This is a genomic window from Spiroplasma endosymbiont of Ammophila pubescens (genome assembly GCF_964020965.1).
Lineage (GTDB): Bacteria > Bacillota_I > Bacilli_A > Mycoplasmatales > Mycoplasmataceae > Spiroplasma.
Genome location: NZ_OZ026611.1, coordinates 1054139 through 1069303, shown reverse-complemented (window position 1 = coordinate 1069303; position 15165 = coordinate 1054139). Strand labels below are relative to the sequence as shown.

20 protein-coding genes and 3 pseudogenes are annotated in these 15165 nt (G+C 23.7%); 12 read left to right on the top strand and 11 right to left on the bottom strand.

Annotation, left to right across the window (positions count from 1 at the left end):
• The gene (locus tag ABNT63_RS06835) at positions 1–810 is read left to right on the top strand and encodes a TlyA family RNA methyltransferase (protein ID WP_348735051.1); all 810 of its coding nucleotides are present in this window, start codon (positions 1–3) and stop codon (positions 808–810) included.
• A gap of 48 nt (positions 811–858) precedes the next feature.
• On the top strand, positions 859–1365 hold the full coding sequence (locus ABNT63_RS06830) for a thiol peroxidase (RefSeq protein WP_348735050.1): 507 nt from the start codon (positions 859–861) through the stop codon (positions 1363–1365).
• A 99-nt stretch (positions 1366–1464) separates the two neighbouring features.
• On the opposite strand, the gene ABNT63_RS06825 is transcribed toward ABNT63_RS06830, so the two are convergent.
• Entirely contained in the window at positions 1465–1782 is a 318-nt protein-coding gene (locus tag ABNT63_RS06825; protein WP_348735049.1) for a lipoprotein, read from the bottom strand.
• Positions 1783–2185: 403 nt separating this feature from the next.
• Here ABNT63_RS06825 and ABNT63_RS06820 point away from each other — a divergent pair, with 403 nt between their 5' ends.
• The 7 genes and pseudogenes from ABNT63_RS06820 to ABNT63_RS06790 all read left to right on the top strand — a co-directional run bounded on the left by ABNT63_RS06820 (position 2186) and on the right by ABNT63_RS06790 (position 5560).
• A complete protein-coding gene (locus tag ABNT63_RS06820; RefSeq protein WP_348735048.1) occupies positions 2186–2494 on the top strand; it encodes a hypothetical protein in 309 nt (102 codons plus the stop codon).
• Positions 2495–2924: 430 nt separating this feature from the next.
• Entirely contained in the window at positions 2925–3239 is a 315-nt protein-coding gene (locus tag ABNT63_RS06815) for a hypothetical protein (RefSeq protein ID WP_348735047.1), read from the top strand.
• Between the two features lie 254 nt (positions 3240–3493).
• Positions 3494–3832 (top strand): annotated as a pseudogene (locus tag ABNT63_RS06810) (hypothetical protein); the annotation flags it as partial.
• Positions 3825–4180: pseudogene (locus ABNT63_RS06805) on the top strand (hypothetical protein). The pseudogenes ABNT63_RS06810 and ABNT63_RS06805, both read left to right, overlap by 8 nt.
• Positions 4181–4198: 18 nt before the next feature.
• Complete coding sequence (locus tag ABNT63_RS06800; protein ID WP_348735046.1) at positions 4199–4435, top strand: hypothetical protein; 237 nt, start codon at positions 4199–4201, stop codon at positions 4433–4435.
• Positions 4436–4446: 11 nt separating this feature from the next.
• Positions 4447–4743 carry a hypothetical protein gene (locus ABNT63_RS06795; RefSeq protein WP_348735045.1) on the top strand — a complete coding sequence of 99 codons (297 nt, stop codon included), beginning with the start codon at positions 4447–4449 and terminating at the stop codon, positions 4741–4743.
• Positions 4736–5560, top strand: a complete 825-nt coding sequence (locus ABNT63_RS06790) for a spiroplasma phage ORF1-like family protein (protein WP_348735044.1) — start codon at positions 4736–4738, stop codon at positions 5558–5560. The genes ABNT63_RS06795 and ABNT63_RS06790 overlap by 8 nt, the downstream gene beginning before the upstream one ends.
• Before the next feature lie 25 nt (positions 5561–5585).
• Here ABNT63_RS06790 and ABNT63_RS06785 read toward each other — a convergent pair.
• A pseudogene (locus ABNT63_RS06785) lies at positions 5586–6317 on the bottom strand (spiroplasma phage ORF1-like family protein); the annotation flags it as partial.
• Positions 6318–6478: 161 nt separating this feature from the next.
• Here ABNT63_RS06785 and ABNT63_RS06780 point away from each other — a divergent pair.
• Positions 6479–6934 (top strand): hypothetical protein, encoded by a 456-nt coding sequence (locus tag ABNT63_RS06780; protein WP_348735043.1) that lies wholly within the window; start codon positions 6479–6481, stop codon positions 6932–6934.
• A gap of 154 nt (positions 6935–7088) precedes the next feature.
• Entirely contained in the window at positions 7089–7187 is a 99-nt protein-coding gene (locus tag ABNT63_RS06775) for a lipoprotein (RefSeq protein WP_348735042.1), read from the top strand.
• A 455-nt stretch (positions 7188–7642) separates the two neighbouring features.
• On the opposite strand, the gene ABNT63_RS06770 is transcribed toward ABNT63_RS06775, so the two are convergent.
• The 9 genes from ABNT63_RS06770 to ABNT63_RS06730 form a co-directional block, all read right to left on the bottom strand.
• Positions 7643–8344 (bottom strand): hypothetical protein, encoded by a 702-nt coding sequence (locus tag ABNT63_RS06770; protein WP_348735041.1) that lies wholly within the window; start codon positions 8342–8344, stop codon positions 7643–7645.
• Between the two features lie 21 nt (positions 8345–8365).
• Positions 8366–9319: a hypothetical protein gene (locus ABNT63_RS06765; RefSeq protein WP_348735040.1), complete on the bottom strand. Its 954-nt coding sequence runs from the start codon at positions 9317–9319 to the stop codon at positions 8366–8368.
• A gap of 21 nt (positions 9320–9340) precedes the next feature.
• Positions 9341–9598, bottom strand: a complete 258-nt coding sequence (locus ABNT63_RS06760; RefSeq protein WP_348735039.1) for a hypothetical protein — start codon at positions 9596–9598, stop codon at positions 9341–9343.
• Positions 9599–9672: 74 nt separating this feature from the next.
• Entirely contained in the window at positions 9673–10848 is a 1176-nt protein-coding gene (locus ABNT63_RS06755; protein ID WP_348735038.1) for a hypothetical protein, read from the bottom strand.
• A 3-nt stretch (positions 10849–10851) separates the two neighbouring features.
• A complete protein-coding gene (locus ABNT63_RS06750; protein WP_348735037.1) occupies positions 10852–12243 on the bottom strand; it encodes a hypothetical protein in 1392 nt (463 codons plus the stop codon).
• Positions 12236–12514, bottom strand: a complete 279-nt coding sequence (locus ABNT63_RS06745; RefSeq protein WP_348735036.1) for a hypothetical protein — start codon at positions 12512–12514, stop codon at positions 12236–12238. The genes ABNT63_RS06750 and ABNT63_RS06745 overlap by 8 nt, the downstream gene beginning before the upstream one ends.
• A gap of 200 nt (positions 12515–12714) precedes the next feature.
• Positions 12715–13482, bottom strand: coding sequence for a PBSX family phage terminase large subunit (locus ABNT63_RS06740; protein ID WP_348737162.1), 768 nt, complete (start codon positions 13480–13482; stop codon positions 12715–12717).
• Positions 13483–13580: 98 nt separating this feature from the next.
• Positions 13581–13973: a hypothetical protein gene (locus ABNT63_RS06735; protein WP_348735035.1), complete on the bottom strand. Its 393-nt coding sequence runs from the start codon at positions 13971–13973 to the stop codon at positions 13581–13583.
• A gap of 75 nt (positions 13974–14048) precedes the next feature.
• Complete coding sequence (locus ABNT63_RS06730; RefSeq protein WP_348735034.1) at positions 14049–14366, bottom strand: hypothetical protein; 318 nt, start codon at positions 14364–14366, stop codon at positions 14049–14051.
• 289 nt (positions 14367–14655) lie between these two features.
• Between ABNT63_RS06730 and ABNT63_RS06725 the strand changes: the two genes are divergently transcribed.
• Entirely contained in the window at positions 14656–15162 is a 507-nt protein-coding gene (locus ABNT63_RS06725) for a UPF0236 family transposase-like protein (RefSeq protein WP_348735033.1), read from the top strand.
• Positions 15163–15165: the final 3 nt, after the last annotated feature.

Sequence of the window (15165 nt, the reverse complement as noted above, 5' to 3'; positions counted from 1 at the left end):
ATGAAAATTCGGTTAGACCAGTTAATGGTTAATAATAATTTAGCTCCTTCGCGTGAAAAAGCTAAAGCAATGATTTTAGCAAACAATATTTTAGTTGATAATGTCCCAGCTTTAAAACCAGGTGAACTAGTAAAAGAAAATAGTATTATTAAATTACGTGGTGAACCATTAAAATATGTTTCCCGAGCAGGGGAAAAGTTAGCCAAAGGTTTAACTGCTTTTAATTTAACCGTTAAAAACCTAGTTTGCCTTGACATTGGTGCTTCAACTGGTGGTTTTACCGATTGTTTATTACAAAATCATACTAAAAAAGTTTATGCTGTCGACGTTGGTACAAACCAATTAGCTTGAAAATTACGCAATAATCCGCAGGTTGTTTCATTAGAGAAAACTAATTTTCGATATGTTACTAAAGCATTATTTGCCCCTGATGAAATTGAATTTGCTTGCTGTGATGTTTCTTTTATTTCATTAGATAAAATTATTCCATCTTTAAAAGATATTTTATTATTAAATCATTATGCTTTTTTATTAATTAAACCACAGTTTGAGAGTACAAAAGAAGCTGTTAAGAAAGGAAAAATTAATCATAAAGCAACCCACTATGATGTTATTAAAAAAATCTTTACTTTAGGTCTTAATAATGGTTTCAGTGTTATCAATTGTGACTATTCTCCAATTTTAGGAAATAAAAAGAAAAACATTGAATTTATTTGTTTATTACAACGAACAATAAATCCGATTAATTATATTGCTGACGAAGTTATAGCAACAATAATTGAAAATGCTTGAAATACTTTATTATCATAATATTTTAGGATATAATATTCTTATAAAAGAAGGGAGGAAATAAATTTTATGGCAGTAGGAACAATGAGCGGCGATGTTAAAAATTTGCTTGCAAAAGATCATATTCAAGTTGGTGACAAAGTATCATTTAAAGCTGATATGGTTGATTGACAAGATTTTGAATTAGCAACCATAACAAAAGAATATAAAGTTATTTCCGCAGTACCTAGTATAGATACTAGTGTTTGTTTAACACAAACAAAACAATTTAATGAAACAATTATTAGTAAATATCCTAATTTTCAATTAATAACAATTTCACGTGATTTGCCATTTGCTTTGAAACGAGCATGTGAAGCTTTTATTAATTCAAACCATATTCTATTATCTGATACTAATTATCGTGAATTTGGAACACAAACAAAATTATACTTTCCATTTAATAACTTATTAGCACGAAGTGTAATGGTTTTAGATCAAGACAATAAAATTATTTATTTACAAATTGTTTTACCAATTTCTTCTGAACCAAATTATGACGAAGTTTATCAATTTTTAGATACTCTTCAAAAATAAAAACTTGTAATGAAATAAAAAAATGTTTTTTTTAACTGGGTATTTCCAATTAAAAGAAACATTTTTAATTTAAATATTGAGAACATTAACTATATTTATTTAACTTAATTTGTTAAATTGTTGTTCTAAAAAAGATATTGCTTTTTTTAATAAATCAAGTTCTGTTTTTGACATTGATTTAATTCCATGGGAAGTTAATGTTTGTAACTGATTTTCAAGTTCTATTAAGGCAAATTTTAATTGTTCTTTTTCTTCTTCACTAATATTTTTTAAGTTATTAATTTTCCCTTTTAATGTTGATAATCGATTTTGAAGACTTTTAATTTCATTTTCATGTATTGCATTACAAGCAATAGCATTACTTGCTCCAACTGTCGAAAAACTAATTGCTCCTAGAATTGCTAAAATTTTTTTCATTTTTTATATGTTTCCTTTCTATTCGATTAATATTATCGATAATCTTATTGTATTTTTTTTTTTTCAAGTTTAAACTTAAAATAAATTCTATTTTATAGTTTATAAATTAAATCAAATTAAATAATTATAAATTATTTTAAATAAAATAAGTTATTTTTTTAATTTTTACCATAAATTACCAAATTATTTCATCAAACCCTTAATAATCAACATTTTTGAAAGGAATAACATTGTTAATTTTTACTAAAAAATATATACTAAAATTTGTATTAACCCTTAAATTAACCCTTAAAGATAAGTTTTATCATTCATCGGCATTAATGTTTTTACTATTGGCGCCGATAATTTTTTGATAAGAGAGGTGTTTATTACAAGTATTTTATGAAAGGAGAACACAAAAACTATGGCTTTCGAAAATAACAATTCAACTAAAACAAAAAAAAGATTAGCAATGCCAGATAGTGTCTTCATTGGCTGCGAACAACATGCTGAAGAATGTAAAAAATGTGCTGCAATGCAAGAATCACAAAAATCAATTTTATCATGCCAAATGTGTGAACAACCGGTGTTTTTCTGTCGCTCAAAACCTTGTGAGTATAAATTGCATTGTATCAATCCAGATTGTATTAAATCAAAACATAACTTTGTTTTTGTTGGCAAAAACAATATTAATAAAACAAAAAAATATTATGATCAACAATTACAAAAATAATTTAGGGAAAACTAATACTTAAACCTTCTTGAGAAAGAAGGTTTTTAATTTCTTAAATTTAGTATAAAATTTTTTATAAAAAATTATATTTTCTTTTTTTTAAAAAAAAACAAAAGTGTTATAATGCAAGCATAAGTAATCATACTTATGCTTAGAAAAAAAGAATGAAAAAAAGATTATGGACATTTAAAATTAACTGTTTGATTCATATAAAAATAAAGTATAAAAAATGATAATAGTCATATTAATTAAATTATTTATAAAACAAAGAATATTTAAAATATTTATTTTTTTATTATAAATTTTGACATTGCAGATTGTAATAGCAATTAGGACTTCCGACCCTTATTAATAAAATAACATTATTTTTTAAATACTATTTAAGAAAATAATAAAACATATAGTTAAAAAGTAGAAAAGGATATTTAAAATGGACAATAAATTATTGGCTCAAACCTTATTACTTACTAATACCAATAATTTACTAGAACTAGATAAACATACTCAAACTCTAGTTTGAGGCGACGTAATTGGGATTAGTATTTTTTTTATGATTTTATTATTATTAATTCACTTTTTATATTGACGAAATAAAAATAATAAATTTAAAGAACAACGGTTAGGAGTTCAGCGTGAACGAGGTCTTTTGTTTGAAATTAAACGAAATATTTTTTTAATCTTAACATCATTATTTGCAATATCCTTAATAGTTGGCCTAGTTACAATTATTAAACTTAATACATAATCTTTTAATCATTTTAGTTAAAACATATCAACTTATGTAAGCTAAAAAAGAAAGAAAACAAATAAAATGCAATATTTACAAAAATTAGGAAAAACATTACAATTTTCAATTGTTGTATTACCAATTGCTGCTTTGTTATTACGATTGGGGGGTTATGAATGATGCTTCAATCAATCCATAATTAACTCAAACGGGAACATTGTCAGCAATTTGATTATATTGGTTCAATTTTTTAAGCGGTTGGTAATGCTGCTATTGGTATTTTTCAAGATATTACTGATTATGAAATTTAAAAAACAAAATCAGTAGAACGAACAGCAGAAGGTAAACGAGCAAAACATAAGTCGGATGTTGGGTTAGGAATTCGGTTTTTTAAAATAATTATTCCGCTTGAATTTGCTCAGAAATATGATAGTTATTGATTAAGTTTTGTTCGTGATTTGAAAAACGATGAGGTTTTTAATAAAAAAGAATACTTTTGAAAAGATATATCAAAATTAAACAATAAACAACACTTAGAATTGTTTGATATTGATATTTTGAAAGAAAATTTAAAAGCAAAAAAAGGGAAAGGAAAAATAAAAAATGAGTAATTTATTAAGTGAAAGCGTTAATAACGATAATTGAAATAAGATTTTTAGTTTTATTTTTGATACTTTTTTATTTGTTTTTGATGTGATTTGAAATACTAAATTACCAATGACAAATATAACGATTTAGGTTCAACAGTTAAAAGCGGTGTTATTAATAGTTCTAAACTATACGGTGCTACTGTTAGGGGTGTTTCTAGTACTAAACAAGGTTTACAAAAACATATTAAAGAACGAAAACAATTTAAAGTTAGTCGCAATAAACAACAGTTATCAAGTTTAGCAAGACAAGCAAAAACAAGAGAATTAGGTTTTAAAAGAATTCATACCACTAAAAGAATAAAAAAATAAGTAAGGAGTTGATTTTATATGATTAAGTTAGTTTTATTGGTAGCGGCAATCGCTATATTTGGAACGGGTTTTATTACTGTTATTATTAATCAGTTGACATCAGCAAAAAATATTATTATGGATTTATATAATTCTGATACTTGGTTGTTATCTATTTTTGATAAAATGGCGATTTTATTTAGTCATCCGTTAATGTTAACAATATCAAGTTTATATATTGTTGGGTTTATTGTTTCAAAAACATTGTATAGTTAGGAGTTGAGTTTATGGATAATAAAAATGAAAAGAAACAAAATGGTTTATTTATTTCTTGGGTTGATTTAATTTTATATCTTATTATAAGTTTTTCGTTAACGCTTGTATATATTTTAGATACAGTTTCAACGATTGAAGAATTAAAAGAGAAATATGCTGGTATAAATTTTTATATAATTTATGGTTTATGATTTGATATATTGTGATATATCTTAATAATTCATTATTTTTATGGTTATTTATTTAATGAAATTATCAAATTAATAAAAGAAAATCATAAAAATAAGTTGGTAAAAAATAATGCGTAAGTTTTTAGTATTATTTTCGTTTATACCAATTTTATTGATTTCTTTTTTCTCGTTAGGGGCAATGACATTACAACAAAACCATCAATCACAACAAACAGAAGAAAAAGCAAGAACAAAGCGGAGTGTAGAAACGGGCATTAATGAAACTGATTTTATTAATACGATGTTTTTACGCAGTACTTTTTTTGAAAATTGAAGTGATACCAATTATTTTATTAATCCTACTTTAAAAACATCAAGATCACTAACTTATAATGATAAATGGTACTTAGATTTTTTAAAGGATAGTTATTCAACGGGAATTTCATTTGATAAACCAAGTGATAAATTTATGGATTTATATAAAAATTGAGATAATTATGCTATACAATATAATATTAATAAATTTTATTATGTTGATAAAAAACAATTTTTAAGAGAATTAACGAATTTTATTTATTCGTTTGCTAATAAATACAATTTAGCGACAGTATTAAATAAATTAAAAGCAAATATAACTGATTTACAATCAGTTAATTTAAAATTTCAAAAATGAAAGTTAATTGATAAAAAAGATTATAGTAATGAGATTAAAAATATAAATAATAAATGATATATTGGTATTTTTCCTAAAATGTGAAGTTCAGGTAAACCCATTATTCCGTATAGTATTTTTAAAGCAATTAATGATGGAGAGGATATTTCTATTTATGGTAAATTTGGTAACGGGTTTAAAACTTCAAATGATAATGTTTATCGTTGAGATGGAAATGGTGAACCAATTGAATTACTAAATTTTGATAAAAATACTGGTGAAATTACAAATTGAAAAGGTTAAAAAGAAACTTAAAAATAGTTCCTTTTTAAATTAATCGCACAAATTTCATAAAGATAATTAATAAAAATAAATTAGTTATTGTGTTATACAATGCAGGACTAAATTTTCATACTTCAAATGTTTGACTAAAAAAAATATAAATTGTTTGAAATATTTTTCCAACACCACTCGCTAGTTCGTTTACTTGTTTTATACCAGGAATATTATTAACTATTCAAATTGCCGCATTTCTGATATGACACGCTAAATTATATCAACTACAACTTTCATATTGTGCTTGTCATCATTGACTATCAGGGAATAATCCACCGTTATTAATTTCTTGTCAATTATAAATCCCAAAATTAAAATCATAATAACGATACATATAATTATCTTTTTGTGCTTGTAATTCAAAAACATTATAACCGATTTTTTGTTCTTCCATTTTCTTATATTTTAAACCATATTTATCTTTTAAAACACCTTCAAAAACATATCCTTCATTTTGATTAATATTATAATCATTTGAAACTGAAAAATCATAGTTAAATACACCTCCATAATTTGTATTATAAAACCGATTTTTATAGGCTGAATACATCTTAAAATCTAATAATTTATATTTATCAGAAAAATAAAAATATCGTGGATAAATTTTAAAACCATTATTTGCTAACAAACCATATTTTTTGTTATATCCTTGCGTATAAGTATTATTATCTAAATCAAACATTGTTCGTAAATAATCCTTATAAAAATTTTTAGATACAACAAATTTTCTATGAATAATTATTTATCAAAATATCAACAAAAGTGCTTATTACTAGCACTTTTTTTATTAGTTAATTTACTCTTGCATATATAATATATTATATATATAATGTTAATAAGATCTTGATAAAAAGTTTCAAGATTAAGAAAAGGAGAAAAACAAGTATGAAAAAATTACTTAGTTTATTAAGTATATTAACAATTAGCGGAACAGCAATGCCGGGTGTAATTGCCGTAGCACCTAACCCTAATAAAATTGAAAATAACATAGAAACTGATAATGGTGTTGATGTTTTCTATTGAATTAGAGAAAATGGTGAACGTAAACCAATTATTGAAAAAATATATGGAATTAGTGAAAATTATATTAGAAAGTTTGGTTCTGATAATAAAAATAATAAATATTATATAAATAATAAAAATATTTACTTTGTAAAAAATGGTAGTAATAAAGCTATAAAAATTAATGGATTAAATTTTGATATTTTATCAGCTATTGCAATAAAAAATGATGATAATTTTATTGAAATTGAATGACAAGATACAAATAAAAATAGTCATTTTTCTAAAATAGAAATTTCTATTTTAGAAAATCATCACAATAAAATGTGAAATAAATAATTAAAATAAATATAAACAATATTTTTATAAATAGAAATAAAACTAAATTTATTTTTATTTATTTTTTTATTTAAAAAAATCTAGATAAATAATTAATTGTTTAAAATTAGCGATAACATGTTGTTTTAAATATAAATTTAAGAAAGGTTAGAAAATGAAAAGATTATTAAGCATAATAGGTGCAATATCATTACTAGGAATAAGTACAACAAGTTTAGTTGCTTGTAATAAAACACATGAATATACAAAATAAGAATTAGATAAATTAAAAAAAGAAAACCAAATAGACACAAAGGATAAAACCATTAGAGATAATCTAGAATGAATAGCACCACAAGAAAAACCATTTAATACAGTAGATAATAAATGATATTATGTAGTATGGCGCGGTAAATTAAATTCTGAGTGAAGAGTAATTAAATTTAAGAACGATATAAAAGTTGACAAAGAAAATAGAAAAATTATAGATGTTCAAAATAAAAGCGAACTTTCAATCAGTGTTCATATAGGTGTTGGTTATTTATATGTTGTTTTATTTATTAATAATAATTTAGAATCCACATGAAAAAATAATAATAAAAATTATTTTAAATCAGTTTACCGTTTAAATGGTGAAGAACAAAAATTACCTAATTTAGATATTGATAAAGATGGTAATATAAAAGTAAAAGGAGAATAAAAAAAGAGATTTTACATCTCTTTTTCTTTTTAATTTGGTTTAATAGTTATTTTAACTGGATTATTATTTTTGTTAATAAAATTTAATTTATCAGATTTATTTGAAAAAGTTAAATTATTATCATTTCCAAAATTTTTATAATCAGGATAATAAGTACCCATAAATTGGGGTCATATTACTTTTGAAAATCTAATTTTTAATTTCATATTATTTGTATAATATGATTGTAAATATACATTTTGAACTTTATTAGATTTTATATTGTTAATTGATGATATTTGTATTAAAAAGTTTATTAATAATTGACTTTTTTCTTTAATTCTATATTGTGTATGATATTTTTTTTCTTTTAATTCATCTGCATGACTTGTAATAAAAGATTTAATTTGTCCTGTTAAAATTTCATTTGTTTTAATAATTTTATTTTTAGGAAAATTAGCATTTGTTGTTTGTTGTTCCCCATCTTCTTTAACAATAAGTTCAGATAATGTTCCCAAACTAGTACCACATATTTCAAATCCTGCAGTTAATTTTGTATTACTATAATTGTAATCTGCTATTTTAGTTGCATTATTAGTAATAGAGAAATTATTAAGATTACTTATTTCAATAGTTTTATAAGCATCTTGGAATTTACTGATACTTTGAATTGTTGGGTCAATTTGTCTTAAATCAATTTCAGTTTCATAATAACCTGTATATTCTTCTGTATCATTAAATAAATTAACCACAGTATTTAAAGTATTCTTACACTAAGGTTGTGCTGTAAAATTAAAGTTAATAGGTAATTTTGCATTAGCAGGAATAATATCTTTGGTATACTCTGGATAGTTATATGGAACTGGCGGTAATACATATTGTGGGTAATTAAATGTTGGTATTTCATAGTCATGAGGCAATAAGAAACTAGTTTTATAATTAGTTGTCATATCGCGCAAATAATTATTTAATACACTTTTTGTTTTACCACGAAAACTCCATACTGATAAGCGTAAATAATCTTCTTCATTATTTATATATGGGTTATCGGCATAAAAGATAATTTCAAAATTACCTTTATATAATGCTTGAATAGAAAACATATCAATTATATAACTACAATTTGTCCCATCAGGTGTTTGTAAGAATTCTCAATCATTATCTTTTTCACTATCACTAACTGGTGTTTGAGCATCTACTGATCTTACTAATTCATTAATTAAATATATGCGATTAGTTTTAGGGTTTAATTGTTTTAAATTGTAAGTTGAATAAATTATTCGTTCAGTTGGTTTACCATCTTTTTCAAAAACATTGCCTTGTATTTTATCAGTTAATAAAGTAGTAAAAATAAAACTAGTAGCATTAGCACCAATCATAGCACCAATTTTATCATTTCCTTGTTCTCTAAATATTTCAAATGGTAAATAACCCCTACCAGCAGCCTTATCACCTCAAAAGGCATCATTATAAAAACTATAAACATTAGCACTCATAAAACCATTAAGTCATGGGAAATTAGGTCATTTATCATCTTGTGTAATTGTTAAATTACCAATTCAGTCCCAAGGAATACCAAACGAAACAAAGTTTAAAAACTTTCCAATAGCAGGTATCGTAAAAGGATTAAATACTAATTTTTGCGTATAGTTTAAAGGTAATACTGTAATTTGGCGATTAATAAAATTATTCATATTTAAAATATCTCAAACATTACATTTACCCATTTTATTATATTCAATTTGAACTTAACCAATAGTATTACCAAATTCATCTTTTCTTCTAAAATATGATGATGCTTGGGTACTAATTATATTATTAATAGTTCCACTACTTACTTTTACTTTATCTGGCGGAGTAATCATTCAATTTTTAGACCAATAAGGTTTAGAATTTTTGTCTTCTTCCTTAATAGTTGTTCCAACAGTTGGATTGGTTGCTGTTGAACTTGCTTTATCTGTTATTATCATACCATCATTATTTTTTTCAATTCAAAAATCAGACATTGATTGAATATGTTCTTTTCAATCTTTATATCCAGTAATAATAGTTGGTTGAATACCTTGAATGTTATATCAACTTACTTCGGGGAAGCATAAGTATTTATTTTATCAGGTGGTGCAGGAAACATGTTATACATTAATAAATCACGAGAATTCATTACTTTTTTATTAAATTGACCTTTAATAATTGGTCGACCAATTACTGGCATATCAAAAAAGATAGGATTACCATAAAATTTAACTGCCATTATTCTAACCCCTGGGTCTTTTAATAAAATTTCATCTAATTCAACAATACCTTTATTTAGTTTTTCATCATAAGTTATTTTAGGAAAACAATAACCTTCACCTGGGGCACTTGTTTGAATAAATTGTCTTACTGATAAACCACTATGACTAATTTTGTCATTAATACTTGAAAAGATAATTTTTTGTCATAAAAAACTACCATCATAAGGTGAATAATAATTAATAACATTTGATGGATATAATCATTGTCTATCTTGGGGTGCAGAATTAATATCACCACCACCAATATTTAAACCACGGTCATTAAATACAGTATAAAAATTATAATAATCATTAATATTTAATTTAGTAATATCTTTATCTAAAATTAATAAAGTATATTGTCGTTCTGTTGATTGTTGAGTAAATACTTGTTCAAATTTAGCATCACCAAATTTAATAGAACTTACATCATCAACCATATAAGCATCTCAATATTTACCAACTTTAACCTCTTTATAAAAGTTATCAGCTTTATTATCATTATTAATAAAATAGCTTAATTTATATTGATTTAAGTATTCTAACATTCTATTAATATCATAAATATTTTCACCATCAATTAATTTTCAATAAACATTATTATTTTCATCTTTTAATTTTATCACAAAAGGTGTTTCATTATTGGCTCATATTGTTGAGTTAATTGGTTGATTTTTAAAATCATCAATTGTTAATATATTAATTTCTTCACCTTTATATTTTTGGACTATTTTTAAACTACCTTGTCATTGAGCAATCGTACTTTCCATATTATCAAATATTCTTGAATAACTACCATAATCACGTGGTTTAGCATTATTAGGTTTTCAACCTGTTTCAGTATCAGGAATATATGAACTATAAACATTAAAAGGAAATACCATTCAATGTCTATGTTCTTTTATACTTTCTCTTATATCTATTGCAGTAGCACCTGCTCCTGTTCTTAATCATTGCATAGCTGCTGGACTATTTTTTTGCATTTGTTAATTCTCCTTAATTTCTGTTCTACCTTGTAAGGCATTTTGATTATTACCAGTTTCATCATATTCCATTAATTTATTATTATGTTCTATCTCTTGAGCATGCCTTTTATCTCAGTATTTTTCAATTTTTTCATAATATTTGATTGCTTCTAATTCATCAACATTATCATATTTAGTTATCGCTCTTATTGGCTCCATTGTTCAATTATCTAATCTAGTAGTAATTAATTCATTTTGTCGCATTTGGTCAACTAAACTAGCGCTAACAAAATCAAATCCATAATGGTGTTCACCTTTTCCATCTCATAAACCATAATATTTTAAAACAGTATCAAACATTTTAGTATAATATTGTTTACGATATTCTTGTAAATATGCTTGTTTTTCTAAGTCTTTTTTTTTTTTTATTAATGATTGGGTTTTATTTTCTTCACTATCTGAGACATCACCAAAAGGATTAGAAAAATTACATGCTATATATACTTGTTCAATAATTGCTTTTTGGTCTTGTGTATATGTTTCTAAGGTTGGTGTCCCTTGTACTACTTGTAAAGATTGGGATAATTGACCATCTAAGGCTGATTGACCTGATTGAATAAAAATATCATCAAAAGCATCTTGTAATACTTTTTTATTGCCTTTGTTATAAGCAGTCATTAAATCATCATCTAATACCCCATATCAATGAGTACGATTTGCTCATCTTTCTTTTGATTTAATATTAAAACTATCTTCTAAATCAAATTGTAATTTATAACAATTTGCCATTGTAGGTCATGGATTTAAAGTTGTTGATGTTGATAAAAATAAAGGATTAGGTTCATTTATCATTTCTCAAAAGGGCACTATACCTAATTTATTTTTAAATTCTTGAACTAAAACAGGTCTAACATCATCTTTAATTTGTGTTTTACTTTGACCAACAACTACTTCATTATTTTTAGGTCAACCTTTAATAATTATTTTATCTTTGGTACAAATTAAATTTAAAATAAAACCACTATCTGATTGATGATAATTTAATCAAATATCAGCACCTTGTTCAATTTCATTTATTTTACTTACACGAGATGTAAAGTTAAAAGGGTTAATTCATAAATCAATATTACCGTCTGATGTTTCTAATAAACCAAAGATAGTTTTACTCATTAAACTTGCTGTTAATTCGTTTTTATCTAATTTTTCTTTTATTTTATAATTTTCATATCATCAATTTAATTTTTCTAAAATGTCTTTACGATGCGACTTAAATAAAATATCTTTACCATTTACTAATCGCATTTGATGGCGAGCAATAATATTTGCTAAATTAATTGTTCAATCATAATTATAAAATTTTAAAACACTATTAATATCATTTAAGTTTGGTAAAGATGGATAGGTATTATTCATGGTTATTTTGCTCCTTTAAATTTAAGATAAGTGCATAATTAATTATATTTACTGTTAATAAACTAGGTTCATTTGCTAAAACTCGTACACATACTTTAACTTTTTGATACTTTTTAATATATTCGTTATATAAATTTAATTTACACATTGCGATATTATCTTTTTTTAATTCTTGACAAAGTCTTTTTTTAACTTGTCCACAAACAGACATATATGGTCTTTTTGCATTTATTACACGCTCATCATGTATTACATAAATATCTTTTTTCATTAATTTATTCACTTCCTTTCTTGTCATAATTTATAATCTGCTGAACTATTATGTTTAACCATTGGTATTAATTCAAAATGTAAAGCATAAAAATCACTATCAAATGTATCATCATATAAGTCTAATACTTTTTCTTCTTTTGCTTCAGGCTTATCTTCTCATTTTATTAATTCATATTGGGTTTTACTTACGGGACATTTTTATCATAATCATTTTAATTGATTAGTATTTATTAACATTGTGAATGCTTCTACACGATGTATTACTTTAAATTTTTGTTTTTGTGCTGGTTTAAATGTCATATATTGACCAAAAAAATAATTATATTTTTCTCGGTTTAAACTTTGCAATGTTGAATAAGCACTATCATCAACATTAATCGATATACCTTGCTGAATTAAATTAAAATATTGATTTAATTGATTATTATAAAACTCTAAAATATCTTTAACTTGTTCTAATTCAGTTTTAAATTGTTGTGTAGCATTTGAATGAGTATATTCAGCAACTTTATATGCTTTTTTATCAAATGAATTATATATTCAAAAACTCGCTGCTATTGTATGTCCTTTGGGGCTAGTAGCATTAGCAATATCAACACCACCTAATAATTTAGTTGGTTGAATAATATCTGTTGCTTTCATAATATCAATATATCTTGCAAAGATTGATCCACTAGTATTGCCAGGAAGTCCTCAACGCCATACTCTTGCTCTTTCAATATCTAACTGTTTTAATCTTAATTGTTCATTAACTTTATCTTGTGGTAATTCATAATTTAATCTTCAACTAGAATAATGAATAATAATTTTCATATTTCATTTTTCAATATACTTAATTTGCTCATATTTACTACGCATTATTTCTTCATCAAAAGGCATTAATTCATTACAATAACCAACAATATATCTTTTTAAGCTTTCAGGATTACATGTATTAATTGTTGTTTTATTTTGATAACCACGAATAGCAAATTCTAAATCACTTAAATCTTTTTGTTGAAATTGGTCACATTATTCTCTTCAATCAATAACTAATTTATATTTATTCAAATCAGCAAAGGCTTTTAATTTTTCTTTTCTGCTAGGTGAATGTAAACCTTTAAATATATTTTGCTACCATTTGATAAAGTAAAAGTAAAATTTGATAAATTAATAGTATAAGGAATATGATTTTCATCTAACATATTTCATATATTTTGAAATACACTATCTTTTAAATCTTTACTCCAATACATACTAGCAATGATACAAATTGGTTCTTTAATTAATAAACTAATTTTTAATAATTCACCAAACATTTTAATATTTGATATAGTTTTACCACTATATCGTGTTCCAATTTGATTAATTTTATTAACTAACTCAAACTTTTTAGCAAATGGATATTTATTATCAATAGTACTATTTTGTAATAACCAATAAGGTGTTTCTAACAAATAAGTAAAATGATTAAGCATTATTATCACTTTCTTTTTTAATATCTCTAATCTCTGTTTGTAAATTAACAATTATTGGTTGTTGATTATTTAAGTTTAATTCTTTTTCAAGTTCTTTTTCTTGTAGTGAATATTTATAAAATTAAATGCTCGTTGTCAATATAATTTAGCACCATCTGGTGATTTCATCATAAAGTTAATTATTTCACTTTCAATTTTATCAACTTGTTTTTCAAGCAAAGGAACTATCTTTTCGCTCGCATAAGTATCATATCTTCACTTGCGAGAAAGGTTGAATTCATTGGTTAAATCATTCAAAGTATAGGGTTTATTAGGTGATTTATTTTCTCAAAATTGCTCTATTTTACGATAAAAAGTTGCCAAACTTGCTGTTTTTGGATTAAATTCTTTCATTTTTTACTCTTTTTTGCATATTAAAATTGCTATTATTTAAACAATATGATTAAATAAAAGAGTAAATTATCTCTAAAAATGTAACAAAAGAACCAACTTGGTTCTTTTTTATTATCTATATTTTACATCAAAATAAAAAAAGTAAATTATTTTACTTTTTTCAGTTAAATTAATTTGCTAATAATTAACACTTTAATTATAACACAATAAATAAAAAATAATATCTTTTTTTTTGCATTTTCATTATTTTTGTGCTAAAGTCATAAACTATAGAAAAGAGGGTATAAAAATGATAAATGTTGATAACAGTTTTTTAAAGAATTTTATTAATTTATTAAATATACAAAGTATTGAAATTATTCAACAAAGTTTAGAAGATTGTGATGAATGAATTTTTAAAAATTATAAAATTGATGAAACTTTAAAAGAATTTAAAAATTATAAAGTAAAAGAAATAAAACCAAGAAAATTAACTATTTTAAATGGGAAAATAACTTTTAAAAGAAGAAAATATTATAAAATTAATCAAGAAACAGGTAAAGAAGAATATATTTTTCCTTTGGATAAACTTTTAGAAATTAAAAAATGACAAAGAATAGATAATTCTGTTAAAGAAAAAATATTATCATTTATTGGCAATAAAAAAACATATCAAGATATTTTAGATACTATGGAACATGTAAAAATTTGTATAAAAACAATATCAAATATTATGAAAAATGCAAAAATTGATAAAGAATATTATATTAATAAAACTGATAAAAAAATAAAGGTACCTCATACTTTATATATTTAAATT